We start from the raw sequence: 25,626 nt of genomic DNA, 5'->3' as shown, positions 1-25,626 counted from the left end.
GGTAATTTTATGGAACCCCTTATTGTGCTCGTCGTCGTCACGCTTGCCATTCTTGTTGCAGGAATTGCTGGAGTAAGCCGTTTGCGCCCATGGCCCGTTGCGCTTCGAGGCGGTCTTGCAGCGATGTTCATTTTAACCGGCTCAGTTCATTTCGTTTATATGCGGACAGAGATTATTAGAATGGTTCCTCCTATCTTGCCATATCCCGACCTGATTGTAACGATCACCGGTGTACTGGAATTGGCCGGGGCAATAGGTTTACTATGGCGTCCCACTGTTACATGGGCAGCCGGCGGGCTCTCACTTCTACTGATTGCCATGTTCCCTGCCAATCTCTACATGGCTATAAATGGCCTAGCGACAAGTCCGGAGGATGAATTGATTCCCCGCACCCTAATGCAAATCCTCTTCCTTTCCGTAAGCCTTACTGTATGGATGTTTTACCGCCGTCATCGGTCTGTTAGGAAACAGGGTAATGATTTCGAACTGTCCAAGTGATACAAACTTAAGCCCAGGGGACACCCTGGGTTTATTTTTACATTGCAGTGTCACTTAAGGATTCTTGAGTGGATTGGAGAATTTTCTACGCACGATTTCAGCAATGTCAGGAAATGGTTGGACAATCACGCGGTTTACTGGTTTTCCGATCTTAGCATTTAACCGCACATTTGCGGTATAATGGACCGATGAGCTTGACGAACGAGATGGAGGCACAACCCGACTTGAGAACATATCCTTTTGATTTTGACCCTTCGCAGCCTTTCGTACAGCAAGCAAGCGAATGGATTGCGGATGTATTTTATGACATTTTGCCTGAAGCCGGCTTTGAAGTCCGCGATGAGCAGATTTATATGGCCTTTCAATTGGAGAGGGCGTACACCGAGAAGCAAACGATTTTTGCCGAGGCCGGCGTCGGCACCGGCAAGACGCTTGTGTATTTGTTGTACGCGATCGCATATGCGCGTTATACCGGCAAGCCCGCGATCATCGCCTGTGCCGATGAATCGTTAATCGAGCAGCTGGTGAAGCCGGAAGGCGATATCGCCAAGCTTGCGCGTCATTTAGATCTGGTCATAGATGCCAGGCTCGGCAAATCGCCCGATCAATATATTTGTCTGAACAAACTGGACGAAGCCAGAACTGAACCGGATGAAGCTGCCGACCTATACAGGGACATTCACCGCGAGCTTCCGGATTTTGTCCATTTTCCGGATTCGATGCAGTCCTTTTATCCGTATGGAAACCGCAAAGATTACCCGGAGCTTACCGATGAGCAGTGGGACCGGCTTGGGTGGGATGTGTTTCAGGATTGCCTCGTCTGCAGTCAGCGCCACCGCTGCGGACAGACGCTTTCCCGGGAACATTACCGGAAGTCTGAGGATTTGATCATCTGCTCGCATGATTTCTATATGGAACATATTTGGACGTACGAGGCCCGGAAACGTGAAGGACAGCTCCCGCTTTTGCCCGACCACAGCTCGGTCGTCTTCGACGAGGGACATTTGCTTGAGACAGCCGCGCAAAATGCCCTCACCTATAAATTGAAGCATGCCCAGTTTGAAGGCATCATCACTCGATTGTTGGAAGGGGAAGTTCGCGAAACGTTAGCCGTCGCCGTTGAAGAGGCGATTGCTCAGAGCGAGGCGCTGTTTGTCCTGCTTGAGCGGACGAGCCGCCACGTTCAGGCTTCGGACAGAAAGGAGCTAGTGCTCAGCGAAACGCTGATGCGGGAGGTTGGTCGTTTTCGCGATCTGCTCGCCGCAATCGATGAAGAGATCGTATTTGAAAGCGGACTTTTTTCACTGGACCCTTACCAGCTAAAGATCGTCGAGGAGCATCTGGAAATGATCCAGCTCGCGCTCGGGCTATTTAATGAGCCGGAGCAGCTCATCTCGTGGGTTTCGGAAGATAAAGAGGGGATCACGCTTGTCATCATGCCGAAAAAAGTGAAAGAAGTGCTGAAGGAAATGGTATTTGTGAAAAAAATGCCGATCGTTTTTTCTTCCGCCACGCTTTCGGTCGACGGGTCCTTTGATTATACGGCGCAAAGTCTTGGAATCGAACAGTTTCTGTCGTTTTCGGTTCCTTCCCCGTACGATTATGAGCAGCAGATGAATGCAAGTCTTTATTTGGACAAAGGGGGTAAAATGAAACAGGCGCTGCAGCTGCTGCAGCAGACGGAAGGAAGGGCGCTAATGTTGTTCCCGTCCAAAGAGGAGCTCCTCCTCTTCAAGAAGGACCTTGCGTTATACCCGGAATCGGAAGCCTTCCGGTTTCTGTATGAAGGGTCGGCGGAAATCAGCCATCTGATTTCCGACTTCCAGCAGGATGAGCACAGCATTCTATGCGCAGTCACACTGTGGGAGGGGCTCGATATTCCCGGGCCGTCGCTTTCGCATGTGCTCATATGGTCGCTACCTTTTCCGCCGAACGATCCGGTGTTTATGGCCAAACGCAGCGATGCCCAGCATCCTTTCGAAGAGGTCGACATGCCGTACATGCTGCTTCGCTTAAGGCAGGGAATCGGACGATTAATACGCTCCCGAGACGACCGCGGCATCGTATCCATTTTCGGCAAAGAACTGGAGCAAGAGAGCGTAAGAAAACAGGTATGCGCGCTGCTGCCTGATGATAACGAAGGGATGAATCTATGTTAACCATTACCGAGTACAGCGTGGAGCTTGTGAAGGATCCTTTTGGAATATTGGCCGGGAAGCGGTATGAATTTATTCTCGATATCGATGTGCCCGAGGATGATGAGCTGCATTCCGATAACGGATTGTATGTAAGGGTCATTTACCGCGTCGAGGAAAGCGGGAGCGGCATCGTGAAATACGAAATTTTCGAAAGAACAACCGAAAAGTATATTGAGTTTGACCTCGAAGAAGATGAAATCGCGGCGGTTGAAGCCTTTTGCAGGGAGCACTATTCCGAAGCATAGAAAAATAGGGCATGACTATTCATTGAGGGGGGCTACCCGTGATTGTCAGCAAAGAAACCGCAAATCATTACGTTTGGGGAAATAACTGCGACGGCTGGCCGCTTGTCGAACGTTCGGATTTGAGCATCAAGCAGGAAAGAATGCCGCAGGGGACGATGGAGACCCGGCATTATCATCAAAAATCCCGTCAGTTCTTTTTTGTGCTGCGTGGAACCTTGAAAATGGAAATCGAGGGCGAATGGTTTGAAATGAAGGAGGGGCAAGGGATCGAAGTGTCGCCGACAAAGCTGCACCAGGCAGTCAACGATTCAAATGAAGATGTCGAGTTTATCGTCATTTCCCAGCCGACGACCAAGGGAGATCGAATTGAAGAGTGATCCGTTCGAAGACGGATAACTAACGATTGCCTTTAATGGGTAATCTAATACTGCCTCAATCCTCACAACCATTTCGATCCGAGGAGGAAAGTGCAATGGCTCGCAAAAAAATGTCGTTCCAAGGCAAGATGCTTGCGATGGGAGTGAGATCCATGCAAGCGGAGAACAACGTCGCGGCATCTACTGCGGAAAACAAGAACCAGAAAGGCCACGTGCCGAACAGCCCTTCGACAGGCTAGCCGGCAACCGGGTTGCGAGAAAAAAGGGCTGTCCCTTATGGTGTCTTCCTGCCTAAGGGGCGGCCCTTCCATTTTGTAAAAATGAATTTGTGCCAAATTGCGATATAATAGAGTCAACAAAGAGATGTCAATCTGTTCATCGTGGAGGATAGGAAGTGACGGAGAATAACGCGTTTAATAAGCTGAAAAAACAGGCGAGAGCGATAAAGCAAAACATCTTTATCCTTTATTTAGCCTATCAAGATCCGAGAGTTCCATGGTACGTAAAATTGTTCGCCGTCTGTGTCGTCGCCTACGCGTTTAGTCCGATTGACTTGATCCCGGATTTCATCCCGGTATTGGGGTATTTGGACGATTTGATTATTGTACCGATCGGGATTTCGCTGGCACTCAAAATGATTCCGCAGCGCGTGATTGAAGACTGCAGAGCGAAGGCGGATGAAATGCGAAAAAAAGGCGAGCCCAAAAACTGGACTGCCGCCGCTATCGTTATCGTCGTTTGGATTTTGCTTATCGTTTGGGTTGGAACTCTTTTCATTTGATCAGGCTTTCGTTCCGAACGCTTTCGGTCCGCGCGGATGATCCCCCGTATCGTCCGGTTCCAGTGTGATTCCGATCCGGTCATAGGATAAATCGCTTGATGCAATCGGCATCGCCAGCAAACCGACGCCTGAATCGTTGACGCGGAACGTTCCGGCGCTGATCCGGCTGCCGTCGCTCGCGAGCCAAACCTGATACGCCTGTTGTCCGCTGGTCGCTTGGGCGCCGAATACATAAACGGCGAACTGCCGGCTTGTGCCGTTGTCGATAATGCAGGCAACGCCGTATGCGTTCGCTTTTTCGCCCGGTTCCGCGATCAGCCTGTCGATCCGGACGATCTGAGATGCCGGAATGGACAACGCTTGTTCCAAAGAAGGGAGAGCCGCATCACGGCTGCGGAACGGATTGTCCCAAAACGAACCTGCTGCAAAAATCAATATTGCGGCAGCGGCGCCCAAAACCGCTTTTCCCCACCGGATTCGCTTTGGATATTGTTGGCTGTTTTGGCTGCGGGCTTCCGATTTGACGGCGGTCATGATTTGCTTTTTTAAATCTTTCGGCGGTTCGACCCGTTCCATATCTGTAGGAAGCGCCTCCCATACCATTTGCAGTTCGGCCAACTCCTGCTTGCAGCGGTTACAATGAGGCAAATGACGTTCGAAAGCCTCTTTATCTTCCTTCGTGCCAGTACCGGACAGATAGTCCAGCACCAATTCGCACTCGGCTGAGTATAGTTCGTCATTCATCCTTACGAGTCCCCTTCCGAAGCAAGATGCCTGCGCAAAATTTTCAACGTTTGATGAAGCCTGTTTTTAACGGTGCCGAGCGGTTGATCATACATCAGCGCGAGCTCGTTCAAGCTGTAACCGTGCCAGTAAAAATGCTCCAGCAACGTTTGCTGGGGTTTGGATAAATGTTTGCATGCATGGCGGATTTGCTCCCGCAGCGAATGACGGACGATATGTTCCTCGGGAGATTCCGCATGTTGGTCGGGAAGTGCATTCAACCGTTCCCGGTCGATTTGAATCCGTCCTAATGATTCTCTCCGCTGTTGGCGGATATAGTCCGTCGTTAAATTGCGGGTCACCGTGAGCAGCCAGCTCGTGAACTTTCCTTTCTCCGGATCGTATCCGGATCCGGTCGTCCATAGCCGGAGAAAGACAGCCTGCACAATTTCCCGCGCGGCCGTTTCGTCCCGAAGCGCCTTCATGGCAAAGGAGTAGACCAGGGCCCCGTAACGGTCATAAAGGACGGACAGCGCTTTTTGCTTTCGGTTTTTTACAAGCTGCATGAGTTCATAATCGGATAGATTCCGCATTGAAATGTGCCCCCCAACACAGGCTTGTTTGTTCTATCTTACCAGAAGCAGGGGCATCCGAGAACGGCTGCCCCTGCTTCACGATGTGCGCATTCGCTTATGGGTCTTTTACGACAATCGTACCTTTCATACCGGGATGAGGGGCGCAGTAATACGAAAAATTGCCGGTTTTTGCAAAAGTGATTTTCTGTTCGTCATCCTGTTCGAGAATACCGGTATCGAACGATTCGTCATCTGCCGTTGCCGTGTGGCCGATCTCATCGCGGTTAATAAACGTGACGGTGTCGCCTTTGCTGATTTCCAGCGTTGCGGGCGAGAAGACGAAATTCGAGATTTCAACCGTGTAATGTTGACTTTGATGCGAAGGCTGCTTTGGAACGTTTGCTGTGCTGCCGGAAGGCTCCGGAGCAGGCTTAACCGGATCGGTTTTCTCCTTAGTTTCACTTTTCTCGAGCTTCTCGGTTTTCTCCTGAGTTTCGCTTTTCTCGGGTTTCTCAGTCTTCTCCGCTGTTTCGGTTTTTTCGCGCTTTTCGACTTTCTCCGGCTCTTCCTTTTTCTCCGGATGATCCTCGTGCGCGGCAGCCGGTTCCGATGTCGATGTTCCGCCGGTATTGGAGGCGCTCTCCTGTGCCGGCGCCGGTTGTCCGGAATCGGGCGGCGGGGAGGCGGATTCGGTCGTCTCCGTTTGCTGCCCGGCGCCGGCATCCGCAGTTGCTGTGTTGGCGGCAGCTGCGCCGCTTGATTCCGAATCGGAAACGTTGCCGGATTGACCGCAGCCGAATAAGAGCAGGAGACAGACAAGAGCGGCAGGCCATCCGAATTTTCGCGTTATTGTTCTCATCATTGATCTCACTTCACAATTATTTGGCCGGTCATGAACGATTTATGGGGCTCGCAGTAGTAATCGATTGTGCCGGCCTTATCCAGCGTGACGGTATACGATTCGCCTTTCGCAAGCAACGGACTGGCGAATGAGCCGTCCACGGCTACCGCATTATGCTTCATGTCGTCATAGTTGGTGAAGATCACTTTAGAGCCTGCTTCTACGGTAAGCGGTTCGGAACCGAATGAAAATTCTTTAATGTCGATCCGGTACGTCTTAACTTCTGCGGGTGCAGAGGCAGCCGTAGTTCCGTTGAATTTGGCGGGATCCACCGTAAACCAGACTTTGTTGACTTGCTGTCCTTTCAAGTCGCCGTGGGCTTTGTCCTGAATGAAATAATAGAGCGGATATCCTTTGAATGCGCTCTGTTTGCTGCCATCCGGACGGGTAATCGTTCCGAAGTCGGCTTCTGTTACTGTAGAAGGCACGCGGGTACCGGAGGATGAATAAGCCGGCCAGTTGGCGATGCACGTCCCTTCGCAGACGCTCTTTTGCGGCGTATCTTTATCAAAATAGTAAAGCGCGCGTCCGTAATCGTCGGTTAAGTAATTGCCGGCAGTAGACGAGGTGCCGAGCATGAGAGCGTAATCCGGTTTAGCGGTAAACCATACGCCGCCAACCGCTTCGCCGTTCAGATCGCCCGCCGCTTTATCCTTCACAAAATAATAGAGCGGCCAATTTTTATACGTCAGCTGCTTTGTGCCGTCTGTACGGATCAAAACGGAGAAGTCCGCTTTATTCAGCGAAGACGGAATTTGCAGGTGATCCGAATAATAAATCGGCCAGTTGGCGATGCAGCTGCTTGCGCATGCATTCAGATTTTCGGCATCCTTCGTGAAAAAATATAACGTTTTTCCGCTGCTGTCGGTGAAGTACGTTCCTAATTTTGAATCCTGTTTCAGTCCGATCCTCTCACCCGTCTGCAAGGAGGCTCCCGCTGCGATAACGCCTTTCGATTGAAGCGATGAAAAAAGCGTTGTGCCGTTAGCGGTGTTGGCCGACAAAGCCTCTACGAGTGCTGTAGCGATGTGCCCGTTAAGCAGGGAGGACGCGCCAGCGATTTGGGTTAAACCCTTGGAGGCGGCAAACGATTCTGTCTGCTCGTATGTAAAGTCCGCTCCCGATTTGAAACCCATGTTTTCAAGCACCACCTTGTAAAATTGCTTCGCGCTGATGGCCGCACTCGGATCGAAACGGTTCCCTCCCGAACCTTGCCAGCCCAATTCCGGATGGTTTTTCAAATAAGCGAGAACAGGCTGATTGGCCTTGCCGACTTGTGAGGAGTCTGCAAACGTCGTTTTGCCGGTATAATCCAGCGCCGCTTGCAGCTGCCCTTGCAGCCGCAGCGAAATGATCGCGGCCTGCAGCCGGGTTGAAGCTTTGTTCAGATAGACGGCATCGACGCCGCGTCCTTCCCCGATCAGCAGGCCGAGACCGGCCGCCGTGTCGGCGTCGGATTCGATGACTGGGGCGGCGTCGGCGGCAGCGGCTCCCGATGCCGAGATTAACAGACCGGAGCTTAAGATAGCGGACAGAATCACCTTTTTAACCCGTTTCAAGTTCACTCCACACCCTCCTTAAATATTCGTTCATCAAAAGATAACGGCCAAGGATGCGAAAGGGTTTGACGTTCGCACGTTAAAGGAAGATAAAATTTTTCGCGGATTTTAATGGTCGGACTTGCATTCATAATTTTGATTGATAAATAGAAAAAAACGATTAGCGGCACGCGGCAGATTATGATAAAGTATCCTTGATTTTAATTCGACTATAACGATAAGAATTGTTGATTATTAAATTCCCAACAGAGGTGATAAAGATGGGAGAAGTATTTAGGCTGGCAACGGTTAACGATGCCGAAAGGCTGCTTCATATTACATACGATGCTTATGTTACGATTCGGGAACTCAATCTGCATTGGCCGGCGGCAAACGCGACTCTTGCTCTGATTCAAGAGAACATCACGACGAATGAGTGCTATTTGCTGGAGGTAGACGGCGAAATTAAAGCGACGATCACGCTGTCGAAAAGCGATGATATCAAATGGGTAACCGATCTGCCGTTCGTCAAATGGTTTGCCGTTGATCCCGCCTTCCAAGGTAAAGGAGTGGGCGGCAAGCTGCTTAATTGGATCGAGGAGACCATTATTAGAGACAAACTGGGTGCGCCGGCCGTCACTCTGGCAACGGCAGAGAAGCATCCTTGGCTTTTGCCTATGTACGAGAGGAGGGGCTACGAGCGAATTCGCGCTTTCGACAAAGGGAATGGCGACGGAACGATGCACTTGCTCCGGAAGATCGTCAATCCGGCATTGTTCGAACACTATCTTCGTCAAAAGCAGGAGCAGGTCATTAGCGACTAAACATGGCGCAGCGCCGGTTACTTGCGTTGGCCGATCTGGCAGCGAAAGGTGGGATATAATATCAAATTCGCTTTACAAAGATATAGGAACGCAGTATCATATTACGCAACAGAAGATCATGCAAATGATCTTTTGAGTTTTCTAGGAAACGCTTACTTGAATTGGATCGTTGTAGAGTGAATACAGGTTAATAGGAGAGTCGGACAGTATGCGTTATCCTGCTTCATGGTTGCACGGCATGTCTCTTGGGGAATCGATTGCCAGTGAATTAAGACTGCAAATTATTAAAGGCAGTATCCGGGCGGGAGAAGTCATTTCCGAAAACCGGGTTGCCGCTGAATTCGGTACGAGCAGATCCCCGGTTAGGGAAGCATTGAAAACGTTGTCAAACGAAGGGCTCATCCGTCTGGAGAGAATGGGGGCCGTAGTGCTCGGAATGAGCTTGAAGGATATCGTGGAACTGTACGATGTCCGTTTTATTATCGAAAGCTTTGCGCAGCAGCGGCTGGCGGGCTGCAACCTTGATGGGCTTCTGATCAATTTGAACCGGATCATCGATAAGATGACGTTGGCTGTCAAACATCACGATATTGTGGAGTTCTCCTATTTGGATTTTTCGTTTCATGAAACCATTATTGCCGCAGCTAACCATTCCCGGATCATGCATCTATGGAACAGTATTCGTCATATCGTACTGACGGTGATGCTGATCACCACCGATGAGGTGTTCTCTGAGGGGGAGCAAAAGCTGGCGATGGTCGTTGAAAAGCACCGTGAGATTGTTTCCGGATTGAAATCGGCAGATGTGACGGTTATTCAAAAAGTCGTAGAGAATTATTTTGCCGATTCCCGTAAAACGCTTCATAACAGCTTGTCTTAATTTCACAGATTAACCCCGTAAAAAGCTGCGGGCTCGTTTGTCGACTAGTATTCCGGTTACGATCAGATACGGAAGCTTCGATCGGTGGAACCTTTGCCGCCCAATTGAAGCTGCGGTTGTTAATTAGACGAAACCAATTTTTGTGTGATACTATAAATATAGCAGAATTATTCTTATTACCAGGCTTACATATTCTCATTCATATGGAGGAAACAATGGCGATCGCAATCAATAAAGATACGAAGCTCTGCATGTCGCTGGCGGGCAGACCAGGAAATTTCGGCACCCGTTTTCACAACTATCTTTATGAAGCGTTGGATCTTAACTTTATTTACAAAGCTTTTACAACGACCGATATTCAGGCGGCTGTCGGCGGTATCCGCGCGCTCGGAATTCGCGGATGCGCCGTTTCCATGCCGTTTAAAGAGGCTTGCATTCCGTTTTTGGATGAGCTGGACGCCTCTGCTGCAGCCATTGAATCCGTCAATACGATCGTGAACGATGACGGCCGGCTTCGTGCCTACAATACCGATTATATTGCCGTTTCCAATTTGATCGAGCAGCATCAAGTGCCGCGCGACGCGGTATTTGCTCTACGAGGCAGCGGCGGAATGGCGAAAGCGGTCGCATGCGCGCTGCGCGACGCAGGGTTTCGAAACGGATTCATTATTGCCCGAAATGAAAAAGCCGGACGTGCGCTGGCACAAATGTGCGATTATGAGTGGAAAGCGGATATGAGCTCGGTAAGCGCCGATATGCTCGTCAATGTTACGCCCATTGGAATGGCGGGCGGACCCGAGTCGGACGAGCTTGCGTTCAGTCCCGAGGAGATCGATGGGGCTCATACCGTATTTGATGTCGTCGCGCTTCCGCCCGAAACGCCTCTGATTCGCCATGCAAGATCGAAAGATAAGAAGGTCATTACGGGAGCTGAAGTCATTGCGATTCAGGCGCTGGAGCAATTCGTTCTTTATACCGGCGTCCGTCCGGATGATGAATTGATACAGCAAGCCGCCGAGCATGCCAGAGGATGACTTGCCGACAAGTGACGATAGAATGAGTTCCAAAACCCGCGATTTTTCGCGGGTTTCTTCATTTTTTTGCTTTATGTGTGTTGAATTTGCGATCAATGGGTAGTCTACAATTATGTGTTCTAATCAATTAGAAAAGAAAAGGGGTAGGGCAATGGAGACAACGATACGTGACCAATCAAAGAGCAGCGGCAGTACAAACAAGAAGATCAAAGCTATTATTTTCGATTTTGACGGCACGATCATCGATACGGAAACCGCCTGGTATGTGGCGTTCCGCGATGCGTACAAAAAGCACGGCGTTGACCTTACGCTAGAGCAGTATTCGCAGTGCATCGGAACGAACTTGAATTCATTTAATCCGTATGAATATTTGATCACGGAGCTGAACCTTCCTATTGACCGGGAAGAGTTTCGAAAATCGGTACAGGCTCACCATTCTTCACTGATGGAGCAGGAAAAAATGCGGCCGGGCATTATGGATTACTTGAACTTGGCCAAGGAAGCGGGTCTAAAAATCGGTCTTGCAACAAGTTCTGACCGGGCCTGGATCGATAAATATTTAAACCAATTGGGCATTCTGGATTACTTCGACTGCATCCGCACGAAGGACGATGTCAAAAACGTAAAGCCCGATCCCGAATTGTATTTGCAGGCGCTTGCTTGTCTGGGAGTCCATGCGGAAGAAGCAATCGCAATAGAGGATTCTCCGAACGGGGCAAAGGCGGCAATGGAAGCAGGGCTTAATACGGTCGTAAGCCCGAATGCGACAACCCGCCATCTTGAAATCGTTCAATCCCACCATAGAGTAGAATGCTTCAGCAAACTCAATCTGAACGATGTCATTGCTAATCCAAAAGGCAAATTGATCGGTGGAGTGCGGTCATGAAAGCCGTTCATTTTGGCCCGGGCAATATCGGACGAGGATTTATCGGGCTGCTTTTATCCAAATCGGGGTATGATGTTTGTTTTGTGGCCCGCAATAAGAAACAGATTGCGATGCTGCAGCAGCGAAAGCAGTACCCCGTCACGTTGGCAAATGAAAACGAAGATACGTCCATTGTGCGAAATGTGACGGCGATCAACGGCAATGACAGCAGGCAGGTAAACGAAGCGATTGCGGAAGCGGACTTAATTACGACAGCCGTCGGTGTTTCGAACCTGAAACATATTGCGCCTGCCATCACCACAGGAATCGAGCACCGATTCAAAACAAACGATCGGCCGCTGAACATTATGGCATGCGAAAATGCGATCGGCGCCAGCACGCATCTAAAAAAGATGGTTTACAAGCTGCTGCCTGCCGAACTGCATGAAAAAGCTGACCGGCTGCTCGCTTTTCCGAATACCGCAGTCGACCGGATCGTACCGGCCCAAGATAATGAAGATCCGCTGGAAGTTACGGTAGAGCCTTTCTATGAGTGGGTCATCCTGCGTCCGGCGATGAAGGAAGGTCCGAAAGAGATTAAAGGGGCTCATTATGTCGAATCGCTCGAGCCCTATATTGAGAGAAAGCTGTTTACGGTTAATACGGGCCACTGCTGCGCAGCCTATTTTGGTTATTTGGAAGGTTACAGGACGATCCAAGAAGTGATGGCGAGCCCCCGGCTGAGGCAAAAGGTAAAGGAAGTGCTGCAGGAGACAGGCAAGGTGTTGATCCGAAAGCATCAATTGGATGAAAAAAAGCATCAGCGGTACATCGATAAAACGATTGACCGGTTTGCAAATCCGAATCTGAAGGATAGTATCGTTCGGGTGGGACGTTCTCCAATCCGAAAGCTTTCCGCGAACGACCGGCTCGTTCGGCCCGCATTGTTAGCCTATCAGTACGGCATCGAGATTCCTCAGTTAATATCGGCGATGGCGGCCGGTTTACTGTTTGATTACAAGAAAGACCCGGAGGCCGTCAAATTGCAGGAAGTGCTGCGTAAACGCGGGATTCATCATGTGATCGGCCAATATTTAGGGATCGAAGAGGATCATCCGATTCACAGGCAGATCGTCGACGAGTACGAGAAGCTGGCAAAGGGCATTCGAAAGAAAAACGCCGCGATGTAGAAGAATGAGTTTAATAAAGTAAACAGACTTCAAAAACCGCGCCAAGCGCGGTTTTTTTATTTTGACCCAAGGGCGCGCGGCTAGGGCTAGAGTTGATTATTGTTAGTTAAGAACAATCGCATCAGTGAAGATCTGTTATCGAAAGACAATGATACAAATAAATTGACGTTATATAATATAACAAACATACCTAATTACCTTACATCAATTTAACAATTGGAGGTGTCACGATGTTCATTGAAGGGAATCCGTATCCGTTTCCTTACAACCGGGATTTAAGGGCCGGCAATTCCGCACTCGTCATCATCGACATGCAGATTGATTTTTGCGGTAAGGGAGGTTATGTCGATCGGATGGGGTACGATATCTCCTTGACCCGAAGTGCGATTGAACCGATCAAGCTGCTGCTTGAAGCCGCAAGATCGATCCCCGGATTTACGATCATTCATACCCGTGAAGGTCACCGGAAAGATTTATCCGATCTCCCGGCCAACAAAAGATGGAGGAGCAAGCAAATCGGAGCGGAAATCGGCTCGGACGGACCGGCGGGAAAAATTTTGATCCGTGGGGAACCGGGCTGGGATATTATCGAGGAACTGGCCCCGCAAGCAGGCGAAATCGTGATCGACAAGCCCGGAAAAGGAAGCTTTTATGCGACCGATCTGGATCTCCTGCTTCGAACCAAAGGGATTCAAAATTTGATTTTGACCGGAATTACGACGGACGTTTGCGTCCATACGACGATGCGTGAGGCGAACGATCGCGGCTACGAGTGCCTGATTTTGGAGGATTGCACCGGGGCTACGGATTACCAGAACCATTTGGCAGCCTTAAAGATGGTCACGATGCAGGGAGGGGTATTTGGAAGTGTGTCCCGCTCGGAGCATGTTCTTCCGGTCCTTCGAACGCTCGCCAATGAAGGAAGCTAAAGGATCCGATGGGAGCTATCGATAAGGTAGTTCCCTTTTTTCACGAACCAAATCATCGCTTTTTCTGTTAATTGTATGTCATCATTGTAATCTGGAAACAAATCTCACCTTAAAAATGTGTGGATTATGAATAAAGAAAAATGCCCGCATCTGTATTATAATCGGTCTTGTAAAGATAACTCATCTGAAATGTCATGAATAATGACGTAAAGGGGATGAATCAGCGGTGGAATCAATCGGTCATGTTACCTGCCTTCTGCAGGCGAAAGGGTTAACGAAGCGGTTCGGTTCACTGACCGCCAATCAGGGGATTGATCTCGAGGTCAAGCCGGGAACGATCCATGCTGTTCTGGGGGAAAACGGGGCAGGCAAGAGCACGCTGATGAAAATGCTGTACGGAGTTTACGAGCCGGATGAAGGGCAGATTATAATGGACGGAGAACCGGTTACCCTTCATCCACCTACAAAGGCGAGAGCAAAAGGGATCGGAATGGTGTTTCAGGATTTTCGGCTCATTCCCGCGATGACCGTGCTCGATAATATCGCGCTGGCCGTCGAGGGCGGATGGAGGCTTCGAAGAAAAAGGCTCCGCCAGCGAATTATGGGGATTTCTTCGAAATACGGTTTGTCGGTCGATCCCGATGCGTACGTCTGGCAGATGGATCTTGGTCAGCGGCAGCGGCTGGAAATTGTAAAGACGCTGCTCGTACCCTCTACAAAAATCATCATTTTCGACGAGCCCACCAGTGTGCTTGTTCCTCAAGAAGTCGAAGCTTTCCTGAACATGTTGAATCTCCTCCGGCAAGACCGCTACGGAATACTTCTTATCACTCACAAAATCAACGAAGTGCTCGCTGTTGCCGATCAAGTCACCGTGCTGAGATCGGGTCAAATCACCTACTCGGCAAGCCGCGAACAAGGTTTGGACAGTCATACGCTTATTGCGGCCATGATGGGCGATAAGTCGCTGAAGCCGGTCGTAAAGCCGGTTCCGGATTCGGATCGGGACACTTCTCCCGTATTGCAAATCGAACAGGGGACGATTAAAGGGGATCATGGGGAAGAGGTGCTGAACAATATTCAACTGACACTGCAAAAAAGCGAGATCATCGGTGTTGCGGGAATTTCCGGAAGCGGGCAGCGGGAACTGTCCGAAGTGCTTTACGGGCTGCGAAAGCTTTCGTCCGGGTCGCTCACGGTCGGCGGAAGAGCAATCATTGGCGGAACGCGGGCTTTTATGGAAGCGGGTATCAGTTTTGTCTCCGAGGATCCGATCAAGGAGTCGGTCATCCCGGGATTTACGATTTTGGAGCATATGGTGCTCGACGGCATTCCGCTGCGGGAAAAAGGCGCAGGCATCGATTGGCGGCATATCCGGTCCGTACTGGACGACAGCGGCGAGGCGAAAGCGCTTGCGCTCGCAGAGCCGGATCGTAGAGCCGATCAGCTGTCCGGCGGCAACGTGCAGCGAATGGTACTGTCCCGGGCGCTCATCCGGAAGCCGGACATCCTCATCATCAGTTATCCGAGCCGGGGGCTGGACATCGGAACGACCCGGACGATTCAGCAGAATTTGATCGAGCTGGCTAAGCAAGGAACGGCCATTCTTCTGTTCTCGGAAGATTTGGATGAGCTGTTCAAGCTGTCCGACCGGCTGGTCGTTTTGTCCGGCAAACAAATGCTTGGACCCTACCTGCCTTCCGAAACCGACATTTCGCAAATCGGTTACCGCATGCTGAAGGGAGAACCCGCATGAAACAACCGACCGGAACAGTCGTTCTGCCGGCAGGCGGCGTATCTTTTCGAACCAGAGCGAAGCCATTCGGCATCCAAGCCGGGCTTCTGGCCGCCCCATTTGTCATCTATGGACTGTTTCTGATGGTATACGGGGTGAATCCGTTGGACTTGTACATTTCGATGCTGAAGTCCACTTTCGGAGATTTGTACGGATTCGGAGAAGTGTTGCTCAAGGCTACCCCGTTTGTTCTGACCGGCCTTGCAGCCGCTCTTCCCGCGAAAGCGGGTCTGGTCAACGTCGGCGGGGAAGGACAGCTGGCCATCGGAGCGTTATTTTCCACTTGGTTCGGGGTGTTTTATTTGCAGAGCTTTCCCGCATGGATCGGCATACCGGTCATGCTGCTTGCCGGCGCGCTTGGAGGAGCGGCATGGGCGGCGTTAACCGCCTTGTTGAAGGTAAAAGGCCGTCTCAACGAGACGATCACCAGCGTGCTGCTCAATTATGTCGCCACCTTCACGGTCGGCTTCTTCGTTCACGGAATGTTAAAGGACCCCGAATCGTTTAACTGGCCTTTCTCGCCGGAGATTTCCCCGTGGCTGCGGCTTCCGATCGTGAACGGGACCCGCCTAAATTTCGGGTTTGTCATTGCGTTCGTGCTGGCGCTTGCAGTCTGGTACATTCTGGCTAAAACGAGACTTGGTTTCCGTATCCGTGTGCTTGGCAACAACCGGTTTGCCGCTGAGCGGGCGGGTTTCAACCTTAACAAAATGTATTTCTGGGTGCTGATAGCCGGCGGCGTGCTGGCGGGCATTGCGGGCATGATCGAAATCACCGGGACTGAAGGCCGTCTTCGTCCGTCTACGGGCGTCAATTACGGCTATCTCGGCTTTTTGGCGGCGATGATGGCGTGGAATCATCCTCTGCGTCTGGTGCTGACGTCCTTTCTCCTTGGCATGATCACTGTCGCGGGCAATACGCTTGAAATCAGCTCGGGTCTGCCTTCGTCCTCCGTTCATATTTTGATGGCGCTTGTTCTGTTCTTTATTCTTGGCAGCAGAAGGAGGGCCGCGCGATGATTTCGGACATTTTGACCGGAGCGCTCCGGTCGGGAACATCCGTCATGCTGGCAAGTCAAGGCGAGCTGTTGTCCGAGCGGGCGGGGGTCATCAATCTCGGTACGGAGGGCTCCATGCTCGCCGGCGCTCTTGGCGGGTTCATCGTTACGGTATGGACAGGCAATCCATGGCTGGGTACGCTCGCCGGCGGCTTGTGCGGGTTGCTGATCGCCGCGATTCACGCTTTCCTCGTCTTGACATGCCGGGCGAACCAGCTGGCTACAGGACTGACCATCATGTTTTTCGGAATGGGCATGACGTCGTTTTTCGGCCGGGATTTCGTCAGCCGACAAATCGTCGGTTTTAATCCCGTTCCGATCCCGCTGCTCTCCGATATTCCGTTCATCGGGGGATCCTCTTTAATCACGATCCGCTGACTTATCTGTCGATGCTGCTAGTCCCCTGCTTGTGGTATTTGTTGTTTCGTACCCGGCTCGGCATTATGCTCCGGGCTGCGGGCGAGAGGGAAGAAGTGCTGTTTGCGAGCGGCATTAACCCGAAGCTGGTCCGTTATTTGGCGGTGCTGGCAGGGGGATTTCTGGCCGGAGTCGGAGGGACTCAGCTCTCTGTAGCCTATACGCACAGCTGGGTCGAAAATATGACGCAGGGACGCGGCGTAGTGGCGGTCGCGCTCGTGATCTTCGCTTCCTGGAAGCCGGCGCGGGCGATGATCGGGGCGTATTTGTTCGGAGCGGCGCAAGCGCTGCAGCTTACGATTCAGCAGCAAGGGCTTCCAATTTCGCCGTTCTTTCTGTTTATGCTGCCGTATCTGCTGACGCTTGCGGCACTGCTGTTTGTTGAGCGCAAGAAGATAAGCTTAACCCCTGAAGCGCTCGGAAAAGTGTTTACAGGGGATGCCGGCGGGTAAGGCAAGACCGCCAACATTGAAGCGCCATAACGTGCGCCGGCAAGGCGGGCGAATATGAAAGACCGCCGAATAGAGTATCCAGCATTACGAATCGAGATGGAGGGGAACCGGAATGAGAAAGAAAATGAACAGGTTCGTAAACGGTATCGTTCTTTGCACGATGACGATCGTATTGATTCTTACCGGGTGCAGTCAGCCGGGCGCCGGCAACAAGACGGCTTCGACCGATCAAACCGGCGAAGCGGCGGCCTCATCCGATACGAACGCTCCCGGAACGGGCGGCAGCGCGGTCGGCTTCATCTTTGTTGGAACGAAGGACGATTACGGATACAATCAGGCAGCCTATCTTGGCAGCGTTGGGGTTGAGAAAGCGTTTCCGAATATGAAGGTGCTGCGCGCGGAGAACGTGCCCGAAACGGCCGAAGCCGAACGGGTTATGGAGCAAATGATCAAGGACGGCGCCAAAGTCATTTTCCCGACATCATACGGACATCTCGATCCGGCCCTCAATGTCGCCAAGCGCCACCCGGATGTTGTTTTCTTTCATCAAGGCGGCTTGAAAAACGCGGACAATCTCGGAACGTATTTCGGGACGATCTGGGAACCTGTTTATTTGGCCGGTATCGCGGCCGGAAAAATGTCCAAGACCGGAAAGCTCGGATACATCGTCTCGGTGCCGATCCCTCAGGTGCTGCTCAACGTCAATGCGTTTGAGCTCGGGGCGAAATCGGTTAACCCGAACGCGACGACGTCGGTCGTCTTTACCGGAAGCTGGTGCGATCCGGGCCAGCAGGCGAATGCCGCCAACTCGCTGATCGATAACGGGGCCGACGTTTTATCCCAGCATCAGGATTGCACCAAGACGGTAATCGAAACCGCCGAGCGGCGCGGCATGATGACAGTCGGCTACCATGCGGACGCTTCTTCTCTCGCTCCGAAAGGCTGGATCGTCGGATCGGTGTGGAACTGGTCGGATCTGTACGTCGATATGGTCAAAACGGCGGTTGATGGCAATTTCAAAGGCAGCAAGTACGACGGCAAATACCGCGGTACCTTGAAAGACAATATTGTCCAGATGACAGGTTTTGGAGCCGGCGTACCCGATGATGTCAAGCAGTTTGATGAGCAGAAAAAAGAGGAACTGCTAAACGGAACGCTGCAGCCGTTCAAAGGCCCCTTGAAGGACCAGGCGGGAAATGTGCAGATCAAGGAAGGCGAAACGCCAACGGTCGAGCAGTTGGAAGCGACCAATTATCTTGTAGAAGGCGTGATCGGAAACATCCCTAAATGACATTCGGAAAGAGGATAAAATGATGAAACAATCAACGCAAACTTCGGTGAAAACCTCGGATTCGATGGAATGGTCGCTCATGCCTGACCATGTCTCCCTCTTTCATCGGGAGATTGTCACAGCAGCGGAGGCCGACGGCTTAAACGTTCGCTTGAGCTCGGTGTTATGGGAAAAAATCGGCGTCGGCGGCGCCGTGCTTCCCCACTATCACGATGTGGCGGAGATTATCCACATTACGGTCGGCAAAGTCCGCTTGCTGTGCAACGGAGTTTGGATGTCATACCAGGCGGGCGATACGTTTCACGTTCCGGCAGGAGTCGTCCACTCCGTCGTAAATGACGACACGGCGCCGACCGAACAGATCAGTATTTTTCTTCCCGTAACGGAAGAAACGCCGTCAAACCGTTTTTTTGAAACGATCCAGGTTCAAGCGGCGCTGGAGAAAACATTGGAGAGCGGAGGCGGGTGATAAGATGAACGCTTACGTTCCCTCGATGCAGGTGGAGAATGCGCTGCCGTACCCGTTTGGTTTCGATCCGGCGTCAACGGCGGTGGTCGTCATTGATATGCAAAACGATTTCTGCGCGCCGGGCGGGTTCGGCCAGCGGCTCGGCAACGACATCGCCGCCGTCAGAGCCATCATCCCGACAATATCGCGGGTGCTTGACGCGGCAAGATCCGCCGGATTGTTAATTATTCATACGCGGGAAGGTCACCTGCCGGATCTCTCCGACTGCCCTCCATCGAAGCAGGAGCGAAGCCGCAGACAGGGCGCCGGAATCGGCGATGCCGGTCCTATGGGCCGAATCCTTATCCGCGGGGAACCGGGTCATGAGATTATTCCGGAATTAACGCCGATCCCGGGTGAACCGGTCGTCGATAAACCGGGTAAAGGCGCCTTTTACCAGACGAATTTTCATGACATCCTGATCGAATATGGGATCGAATCGCTCATTTTGTGCGGCGTCACGACCCACGTCTGCGTTCATACGACGCTGCGGGAAGCGAATGACCGCGGCTATCGCTGCCTGGTGCTCGAGGATGCGACAGCCGCTTTCGATCCGGACGATCATGCGGCGGCAATTCATATGGTGAGACAGCAGGGCGGAATTTTCGGATGGACGTCGGCTTCAATATCTTTGATCCATACGTTGCGGAAGTAGGAAATCGGTCGTTCCTGCCGGGAAGGGGAGGAAGCTATGAAAGAAGATAACAGAGACGGGTACATGGTAAAAGATCTGTTTGACATCTCCTATTTCAAAGAAGCGGTTCTTCTCGGCGGCAGCGCGGGATTGGAACGAACGATCAGCCGGATCAATGTGATGGAAGTTCCGGACGTCATCGACTGGGTGAGACCCGGCGAATTTTTGATGACGACCGGGTATACGTTCAAGCATGATCCGGAAATTCTGGTCACGCTGATCGCCCAGTTGGTGCAGAAGGGCGTAGTGGCACTCGGTGTCAAGACGAAACGATTCTTTGAAACCGTTCCGCGCGCCGCGATTGAGGCGGCCGATCAATTCGGATTTCCTTTGATCGAACTGCCGCCCAGCACCGCTTTTTCGGATGTTGTCCGCGAAGTGATGGAACGGGTGCTCGTATCCGAATTAAAAGATTTGTCCATCCTGCAAGGACGCGTTCAACGCCTGTCTCACGTGCTGCTGCACGGAGACGGGCTTGCTGCTTTTTTGCTTCACTTGCAGTTCATGATTCGAAATCCGGTCGTTCTGCTGGATCCTCACGATCAGTGGACGGCTTCTCCGGCAGCGGAGCAGCTGTGCGCCCGAATCGAGGAGAAGGAATGGCAAAAATTACGGTCGCAGCGGGACCTCGAAACGTACATTTTGCAAATTGGTGAACATCCTGTCCGCGTTCATATGACTAAAGTGCACGATGGCAAACGAAGCTCCTATCTGTTGTTGGTCGTCGAACATGAACAAGAGAACGATATTGTGGACACATTGACATTAAACTGGGCGGGCCGCTTGCTCGGATTTGAAATCAGCAACATGCAGGCACGCAAAAAGATCGAGGCGAAATACTTTGACCAGTTTCTGCAGGATTGGATGGCCGGACGCATTGTCTCCGCCGTAGACCTTCGTCTCAGAGCGGAAGCCTGCGGGTGGCCTTTGGCCGCCGACGCCGCTTATATGGCGGGCATCGTTTCGTTCCGGGACGGTAGAGCGGAAGTGAAAGAACTGCTAGATTTGGCCGCAAGACTAAATTGGGAAAGCGCATCCCGAAATAGCGAGATCAAATGGACTGTTTTGGAAGGGGAATTGACGGTTCTTCTAACGTTTCAACACGAAGGTGAAGGTCCCTACAAAGGTCCTTTCAATCGGAACGATGTTATCGGTCGTACCAGATCGATGCTTCAGTCGAGCCTTCACGAGCGGAAAATATCGTTATGTCTAGGACGTGAAGTGTCCGGGCAGGGCGAAGTTCCGGACAGCTACCTTGATGCCAAGAGGGCCGTGGAAGTAAGGCGCGCCTGTCAAATGGAAGACGACATCGTTCGTTATAACGATCTCGGGATTTATTTGCTGCTTTATCGCCTGCAGGGGACGGAGGAACTCGAAGAATATAAGCGGCTGTACTTACAACCATTGATCGAGCTGGACAAAAATCAGCAGGGAGAGCTATTAAATACGCTGCGAACGTACTTTCACTGCAACTGCAACGCCAAAGAAACAGCGGAACGGATGTTTGTTCATTACAATACGATCAATTACCGGCTTGAACGGATCAAAAACGAGCTGGGTCTTCGTCTTGACGATCCCGAAACCAAATTGCTGCTTCAGGTTGCCATTAAAACAAACGAGATCCGCGAGCGGCGATGAGTGTTTTTGTAGTATGATGGAAGGAGATGAAAACATAAGCATTCATGATTGCGAGGAGAGATAGCTGTGAAAATAACCGTCGAACAATCTGCTGCGCGCTGGTATAAAAACGAGTTGGCTTTAAATGCCGGGGATCAGCTGCAAATCTTCGTCCGTCTCGGCGGATGCGGAAGCGTACAGCCCGGTCTCTCTTTAGGCGTAATAAAAGCGGAATCGAATGCGCCAAGGATCAGACAAACTGCAGAAGACGTCGAGTTCTATATGCTGGAAGACCATTTGTGGTATTTGGACAACAAGGACCTGCATATTCGTTTCGACGAGAAGCAGGAAGAGGTTAGCTTTGACGTGATGTAAATATTTTACCGGTGGCATTTTCCATAGACTTCACTCATATCGTAGAGACAGTGAATGAAGCAGCTATGGGAGGTCTCAGCATGTCAAATGACTTTGTTCTGCGGTCGTTGGATGAAATTCGTTTCTGGTCCAGGATCATGAAAGAACATTCTCTTTTTTTGAAGCTCGGCTTTCGCTGCGAGGATACCCAGCTCATCAATGAGGCGAATTACTTTTTTTCGTTGTTTGAGCAAATCGAAGCCCGCTCATACGGTTACAATGTATCTACTGATCCTCAGACAATTAAATCGTTTAATACTGAGGTTCGTAATGCCGCCGCGAATATTTGGGCCTTCAAAAGGAAGGTATTGGGGCTGATCTTGACGTGCAAATTACCGGGTGCAAACAACTTTCCGCTGCTTGTAGACCATGTCAGCCGTGAAGCCAATTATTTTCGCAATCGGCTGGAGGAGCTGAACACCGGGCAGCTTGAGCCGTTACCAGACGCTATTATTGACGAGAACGTCTTTTTTCTTAAAATTATGGCGGATCACGCGAAATTTATCGGTCATTTGCTGGATCCATCAGAGCGAAAGCTGGTCCAGCAAGCGAGTGAGTTCAGCCATGATTTCGATCAGCTGTTATTTCAAGCGCAAGATTTAAGCTCCATGCGGCCTCAATCTCAAACCGTCCCTTTGCTGGATCAATTTTTGGATCAAAACAGGGTATCGGTTGTGAGCCTCAGGGATTTCAAGAAAACAGCCCGGGATTTGATCGAAGCCTGCCGGATCAAAAGCATCATTCATCCTTTGTTAGCCGATCATGTTTTTCGCGAGGCCGAACGGTTTCTAATGATTATTGATCTGTTTGAGCAAGCGTTGACCGGACACGGCAAAAGCAATCTCCCATTGTAATAATACCCGGCATTAAGCCGGGTCCGGTTCGAAGCAAGGTTGGCGGTTGAACCGAAAGCGCTCCCTGATAAGGAGCGTTTTTTGATGCAGACTGCGATATTGACAATAAAAGAAAATGGATATATATTGTTGTACATACAACGATAATGGAAAGGAGAAACATGTATGGATAAAGCATCGACAACGAAAGCTGCGGAGAACGCAGCGGAATCTGCTGCAGCAGATTCGAAAGACGACGCTTTTCTGCATCAGTGCTTGTTTTTCACTGTGAACCGGCTCAGCCGCGCGATTACAAAGATGGCTGAGGAAGAGTTCGCAATAACGGGATTGTCGCCCATGTACGGGTATTTGATTCGCTTGGTGATCGGCTCCCCCGGCATTTCGCACAAGGAATTGTCCGAGAAGCTGGCCATTACTTCATCCACGCTGACGCGTTTCATCGATAAGCTGGAGGGTAAGCAGCTGGTGGAACGGAATGTGCAGGGAAAAAATGTTTATCTATACCCGACCGATAAAAGCAAGGAATTGCTCCATACGATCCGAAACGCATCGAAAAACCTTCATCTTCGCTACGATGAGATTCTTGGCAAGGAATTTGCCGATCAATTGACGGAGAACCTTGAGCGATCTAGCGAGAAGCTGGAGAAACATTAATTTTTTTACACGGTTAGATGTATGTACATCAATGAATTAGGAGTGAGCCGAGTGAACGCGATTCGAAAAACGTCGGGGCTGCATTACGGGTGGGTCATCGTCTTTGTCACTTTTATTACGCTGATCGTATCAGCGGGTGTCCGCTCCATGCCGAGCATCCTCATGCTGCCGTTCCAGGATGAATTCGGTTGGAGCCGGGGCGGCATTTCCAGTGTCATTTCGATCGGCATTTTTTTGTATGGCTTGGTAGGACCTTTCTCTGCCTCACTGCTTCAGAAGTATGGAATCCGCCGCGTCGTTGTCATTTCGCTTGCGGTTCTGGGCGGCAGCATGGCGGTGACGCCGCTGATGACAGCGCTGTGGCAGTTTGAAATTTTGTGGGGAATTGTATCCGGCCTTGCTACCGGCATGATGGCGAATGTGCTTGGCGTAACCGTCAGCAGCCGCTGGTTCGTGAAGAGCAGAGGACTTGTGGTCGGCCTGTTGACGGCCAGCGCGGCGACCGGTCAATTGTTATTTCTGCCCCTGCTCGCAAAAATCACGGTTGATATGGGCTGGAGATATGCGATATATACCGCTGTTATTATCATTCTGGTTGTGCTCGCGGTTGTAGCCATCTGGATGCGGAACGATCCTTACGACTTGGGGATCGCTCCATACGGGGGAGAAGAACCGGTTAAGCCCGCACCATTCCAGGGCAATCTGTTTCTTGCTCCACTGATTGCGCTGCGTTCCGCGATGAAAAACGCGACCTTCTGGCTGCTCGCCGGAACATTTTTCTTCTGCGGGTTTTCCACCAACGGTTTGATTGGCACACATTTCATACCTGCCGGCCATGACCACGGAATTCCCGAAGTGACGGCCGCCGGTCTGCTGGCCTTCATGGGATTGTTCGACCTTGTCGGCACGACGGCTTCCGGATGGCTTTCGGACCGGTTCGACAGCAGGAAGCTGCTGTTCTGGTATTATGGTCTGCGCGGATTGTCTTTGCTGTTCCTGCCTTTTGCGCTTGGCGCAAGTCCCGCCATGCTCATTATCTTCTCCGTCTTCTACGGCCTGGATTGGATCGCGACGGTTCCGCCTACCGTAAAGCTGGCTTCACAGGAATTCGGCAAGGAAAAGGCGGGCATGATCTTCGGCTGGGTCGTCGTTGCCCACCAGATCGGAGCCTCCACTGCCGCTTACACCGCAGGCGCAATGAGGGACTGGCTCGGCAGCTATACCATGCCGTTCGTTGCAGCCGGATTGGTCTGTATGTTTGCGGCACTGATGGCGATTCGGATTTCGAAAGCAAGCACCGTCGCTTCTCAAGCTCAAGCTTGAGGAGAATGGGCCCCAAAGGAACAATGATCCAAGTTCCTTTGGGGTTTCATTTTGCCTGTTACGGGAGGTGCTGTGCCTCTTCCCGAACTTTTTTATCATATTGGCTTGGTGAGAGGCCGACATATTTCTTGAACACCTTGCTGAAATAATAAGGATCGTTTAAGCCCGTTAAGTAACCGATTTCATTCATGCTGAGATGGGTGGCTTCGATCAGCTCCTTGGCATGATTGATTCGGACCAGATTCACATAACGGGTAATCGGGTAGCCGGTCACTTCGTGAAAAATCCGATTGATGTAATCATAATTGCATTCAAATTTCGTTTCGATCGCGGAGCCCGTAATTTTGTCCGGATAGTTCTGGTGGATGTAATCGAGCAGCTCGTTTACTTTCATGAAAGACCGGGTTGACCGCTTATCGTTATGCTGAAGCTCGGAGATCAAATTTTCCCGCGAAACGCCGATCATCCACTCTGCGAATTTGAGCGCCGTCAAGCTGCGATTATATTGTTTCCGGCGATTCAACTGCAGCAATTCATTCATGTCATGCAGGGCATGATGGAGGTTATTTTTGTTCGTGTACCGGTAATACTTCGGAAAGTAGCATACGTCGCTCAGACCGGAAGCGTCCTGCGGGAGCGGCGACGGGATGCTTTCGAATATAACATGCTTGGCCAGCGGAAGCACATCGTCAATTTGCAGCGGCCGGATATCGCGGTGCTGGAAATGGATAAAGAAATAATCGCAGGGGTGCTTCTCCAGCCCTTCGTGCTCCAGCTGCGGTTCCAGGAGCAGCACGTCGCCTTTCATCAATCGATAAGGCGTTCCGTTTTCGTGCAGATGCAGCTCGCCGCTTTTGATGAAATACAATATGTATTCATCGGTGTTCCGCTTGAAATGGATCCAAGGGTTTTTGTAGGAAACATAACCTAACAGCTTGATTTTCGGAACATGCTCCAAATTGATCGCAAGCATACGTAACCTTCCTTCGAAA

At 51.1% G+C, this 25,626-nt stretch carries 29 protein-coding genes; 24 read left to right on the top strand and 5 right to left on the bottom strand.

All coding sequences use genetic code 11. From position 1 onward, the window contains the following. Window positions 1-9: 9 nt before the first annotated feature. From VN24_RS23710 to VN24_RS23690, 6 genes are all read left to right on the top strand, one after another. Entirely contained in the window at window positions 10-498 is a 489-nt protein-coding gene (locus tag VN24_RS23710; RefSeq protein ID WP_045672436.1) for a DoxX family protein, read from the top strand. A gap of 224 nt (window positions 499-722) precedes the next feature. Beyond that, window positions 723-2,657: an ATP-dependent DNA helicase gene (locus VN24_RS23705; protein WP_045672435.1), complete on the top strand. Its 1,935-nt coding sequence runs from the start codon at window positions 723-725 to the stop codon at window positions 2,655-2,657. Continuing rightward, window positions 2,651-2,941: a DUF6509 family protein gene (locus tag VN24_RS23700; protein ID WP_045672434.1), complete on the top strand. Its 291-nt coding sequence runs from the start codon at window positions 2,651-2,653 to the stop codon at window positions 2,939-2,941. The genes VN24_RS23705 and VN24_RS23700 overlap by 7 nt, the downstream gene beginning before the upstream one ends. A gap of 38 nt (window positions 2,942-2,979) precedes the next feature. Next, window positions 2,980-3,318: a cupin domain-containing protein gene (locus VN24_RS23695; protein WP_045672433.1), complete on the top strand. Its 339-nt coding sequence runs from the start codon at window positions 2,980-2,982 to the stop codon at window positions 3,316-3,318. 95 nt (window positions 3,319-3,413) lie between these two features. Next, window positions 3,414-3,557 (top strand): hypothetical protein, encoded by a 144-nt coding sequence (locus VN24_RS27865; protein WP_169751052.1) that lies wholly within the window; start codon window positions 3,414-3,416, stop codon window positions 3,555-3,557. Window positions 3,558-3,712: 155 nt separating this feature from the next. Beyond that, window positions 3,713-4,099 (top strand): YkvA family protein, encoded by a 387-nt coding sequence (locus tag VN24_RS23690; RefSeq protein ID WP_045672432.1) that lies wholly within the window; start codon window positions 3,713-3,715, stop codon window positions 4,097-4,099. On the opposite strand, the gene VN24_RS23685 is transcribed toward VN24_RS23690, so the two are convergent. The 4 genes from VN24_RS23685 to VN24_RS26610 form a co-directional block, all read right to left on the bottom strand. Continuing rightward, window positions 4,100-4,843 (bottom strand): anti-sigma factor, encoded by a 744-nt coding sequence (locus tag VN24_RS23685; RefSeq protein ID WP_045672431.1) that lies wholly within the window; start codon window positions 4,841-4,843, stop codon window positions 4,100-4,102. 2 nt (window positions 4,844-4,845) lie between these two features. Then, entirely contained in the window at window positions 4,846-5,415 is a 570-nt protein-coding gene (locus VN24_RS23680; protein WP_045672430.1) for an RNA polymerase sigma factor, read from the bottom strand. Window positions 5,416-5,512: 97 nt separating this feature from the next. Further along, window positions 5,513-6,259: a cupredoxin domain-containing protein gene (locus VN24_RS26615; RefSeq protein ID WP_082084107.1), complete on the bottom strand. Its 747-nt coding sequence runs from the start codon at window positions 6,257-6,259 to the stop codon at window positions 5,513-5,515. 5 nt (window positions 6,260-6,264) lie between these two features. Continuing rightward, window positions 6,265-7,863, bottom strand: a complete 1,599-nt coding sequence (locus VN24_RS26610) for a plastocyanin/azurin family copper-binding protein (protein ID WP_052703117.1) — start codon at window positions 7,861-7,863, stop codon at window positions 6,265-6,267. A 254-nt stretch (window positions 7,864-8,117) separates the two neighbouring features. Between VN24_RS26610 and VN24_RS23660 the strand changes: the two genes are divergently transcribed. The 18 genes from VN24_RS23660 (at window position 8,118) to VN24_RS23580 (ending at window position 24,634) form a co-directional block, all read left to right on the top strand. Then, window positions 8,118-8,660, top strand: coding sequence for a GNAT family N-acetyltransferase (locus VN24_RS23660; protein WP_045672429.1), 543 nt, complete (start codon window positions 8,118-8,120; stop codon window positions 8,658-8,660). A 208-nt stretch (window positions 8,661-8,868) separates the two neighbouring features. Beyond that, window positions 8,869-9,540, top strand: a complete 672-nt coding sequence (locus VN24_RS23655; protein WP_045672428.1) for a GntR family transcriptional regulator — start codon at window positions 8,869-8,871, stop codon at window positions 9,538-9,540. Window positions 9,541-9,755: 215 nt separating this feature from the next. Beyond that, window positions 9,756-10,574, top strand: coding sequence for a shikimate 5-dehydrogenase (locus tag VN24_RS23650; protein WP_045672427.1), 819 nt, complete (start codon window positions 9,756-9,758; stop codon window positions 10,572-10,574). Window positions 10,575-10,725: 151 nt separating this feature from the next. Continuing rightward, complete coding sequence (locus tag VN24_RS23645; protein ID WP_045672426.1) at window positions 10,726-11,460, top strand: HAD family hydrolase; 735 nt, start codon at window positions 10,726-10,728, stop codon at window positions 11,458-11,460. Continuing rightward, complete coding sequence (locus tag VN24_RS23640; RefSeq protein ID WP_045672425.1) at window positions 11,457-12,629, top strand: mannitol-1-phosphate 5-dehydrogenase; 1,173 nt, start codon at window positions 11,457-11,459, stop codon at window positions 12,627-12,629. Before VN24_RS23645 ends, VN24_RS23640 begins: the two co-directional genes overlap by 4 nt. A gap of 230 nt (window positions 12,630-12,859) precedes the next feature. After that, window positions 12,860-13,558 carry a biuret amidohydrolase gene (gene biuH / locus VN24_RS23635; RefSeq protein WP_045672424.1) on the top strand — a complete coding sequence of 233 codons (699 nt, stop codon included), beginning with the start codon at window positions 12,860-12,862 and terminating at the stop codon, window positions 13,556-13,558. Between the two features lie 226 nt (window positions 13,559-13,784). Further along, on the top strand, window positions 13,785-15,314 hold the full coding sequence (locus VN24_RS23630) for an ABC transporter ATP-binding protein (protein ID WP_045672423.1): 1,530 nt from the start codon (window positions 13,785-13,787) through the stop codon (window positions 15,312-15,314). Further along, entirely contained in the window at window positions 15,311-16,372 is a 1,062-nt protein-coding gene (locus VN24_RS23625; RefSeq protein WP_052703116.1) for an ABC transporter permease, read from the top strand. The genes VN24_RS23630 and VN24_RS23625 overlap by 4 nt, the downstream gene beginning before the upstream one ends. Beyond that, window positions 16,369-16,788 carry an ABC transporter permease subunit gene (locus VN24_RS28495; protein WP_202967404.1) on the top strand — a complete coding sequence of 140 codons (420 nt, stop codon included), beginning with the start codon at window positions 16,369-16,371 and terminating at the stop codon, window positions 16,786-16,788. Before VN24_RS23625 ends, VN24_RS28495 begins: the two co-directional genes overlap by 4 nt. 41 nt (window positions 16,789-16,829) lie before the next feature. Beyond that, window positions 16,830-17,279: an ABC transporter permease gene (locus tag VN24_RS28490; RefSeq protein ID WP_274520398.1), complete on the top strand. Its 450-nt coding sequence runs from the start codon at window positions 16,830-16,832 to the stop codon at window positions 17,277-17,279. Between the two features lie 112 nt (window positions 17,280-17,391). Further along, window positions 17,392-18,570: a BMP family ABC transporter substrate-binding protein gene (locus VN24_RS23615; RefSeq protein ID WP_052703115.1), complete on the top strand. Its 1,179-nt coding sequence runs from the start codon at window positions 17,392-17,394 to the stop codon at window positions 18,568-18,570. 19 nt (window positions 18,571-18,589) lie between these two features. Further along, window positions 18,590-19,039, top strand: a complete 450-nt coding sequence (locus tag VN24_RS23610) for a cupin domain-containing protein (RefSeq protein ID WP_238590763.1) — start codon at window positions 18,590-18,592, stop codon at window positions 19,037-19,039. Between the two features lie 4 nt (window positions 19,040-19,043). After that, window positions 19,044-19,733: a cysteine hydrolase family protein gene (locus tag VN24_RS23605; protein WP_045672421.1), complete on the top strand. Its 690-nt coding sequence runs from the start codon at window positions 19,044-19,046 to the stop codon at window positions 19,731-19,733. 36 nt (window positions 19,734-19,769) lie between these two features. Continuing rightward, complete coding sequence (locus tag VN24_RS23600; RefSeq protein ID WP_045672420.1) at window positions 19,770-21,410, top strand: PucR family transcriptional regulator; 1,641 nt, start codon at window positions 19,770-19,772, stop codon at window positions 21,408-21,410. 66 nt (window positions 21,411-21,476) lie between these two features. Next, a complete protein-coding gene (locus tag VN24_RS23595) occupies window positions 21,477-21,764 on the top strand; it encodes a HesB/YadR/YfhF family protein (protein ID WP_045672419.1) in 288 nt (95 codons plus the stop codon). Between the two features lie 80 nt (window positions 21,765-21,844). Then, window positions 21,845-22,657, top strand: a complete 813-nt coding sequence (locus tag VN24_RS23590) for a DUF2935 domain-containing protein (protein ID WP_045672418.1) — start codon at window positions 21,845-21,847, stop codon at window positions 22,655-22,657. A 165-nt stretch (window positions 22,658-22,822) separates the two neighbouring features. Beyond that, a complete protein-coding gene (locus tag VN24_RS23585; protein ID WP_082084104.1) occupies window positions 22,823-23,311 on the top strand; it encodes a MarR family winged helix-turn-helix transcriptional regulator in 489 nt (162 codons plus the stop codon). A gap of 51 nt (window positions 23,312-23,362) precedes the next feature. Then, a complete protein-coding gene (locus VN24_RS23580) occupies window positions 23,363-24,634 on the top strand; it encodes an MFS transporter (protein ID WP_238590762.1) in 1,272 nt (423 codons plus the stop codon). Window positions 24,635-24,692: 58 nt separating this feature from the next. Here the strand turns inward: VN24_RS23580 and VN24_RS23575 are convergent, their stop codons facing one another. After that, window positions 24,693-25,607 carry a helix-turn-helix transcriptional regulator gene (locus VN24_RS23575; protein ID WP_045672416.1) on the bottom strand — a complete coding sequence of 305 codons (915 nt, stop codon included), beginning with the start codon at window positions 25,605-25,607 and terminating at the stop codon, window positions 24,693-24,695. Window positions 25,608-25,626 lie beyond the last annotated feature (19 nt).

It is taken from the genome of Paenibacillus beijingensis (genome assembly GCF_000961095.1).
Classification (GTDB): Bacteria; Bacillota; Bacilli; order Paenibacillales; family Paenibacillaceae; genus Paenibacillus_O; species Paenibacillus_O beijingensis.
Note: the sequence above shows the minus strand (reverse complement) of the source record. Positions and strands in the feature narration are given on the sequence as shown.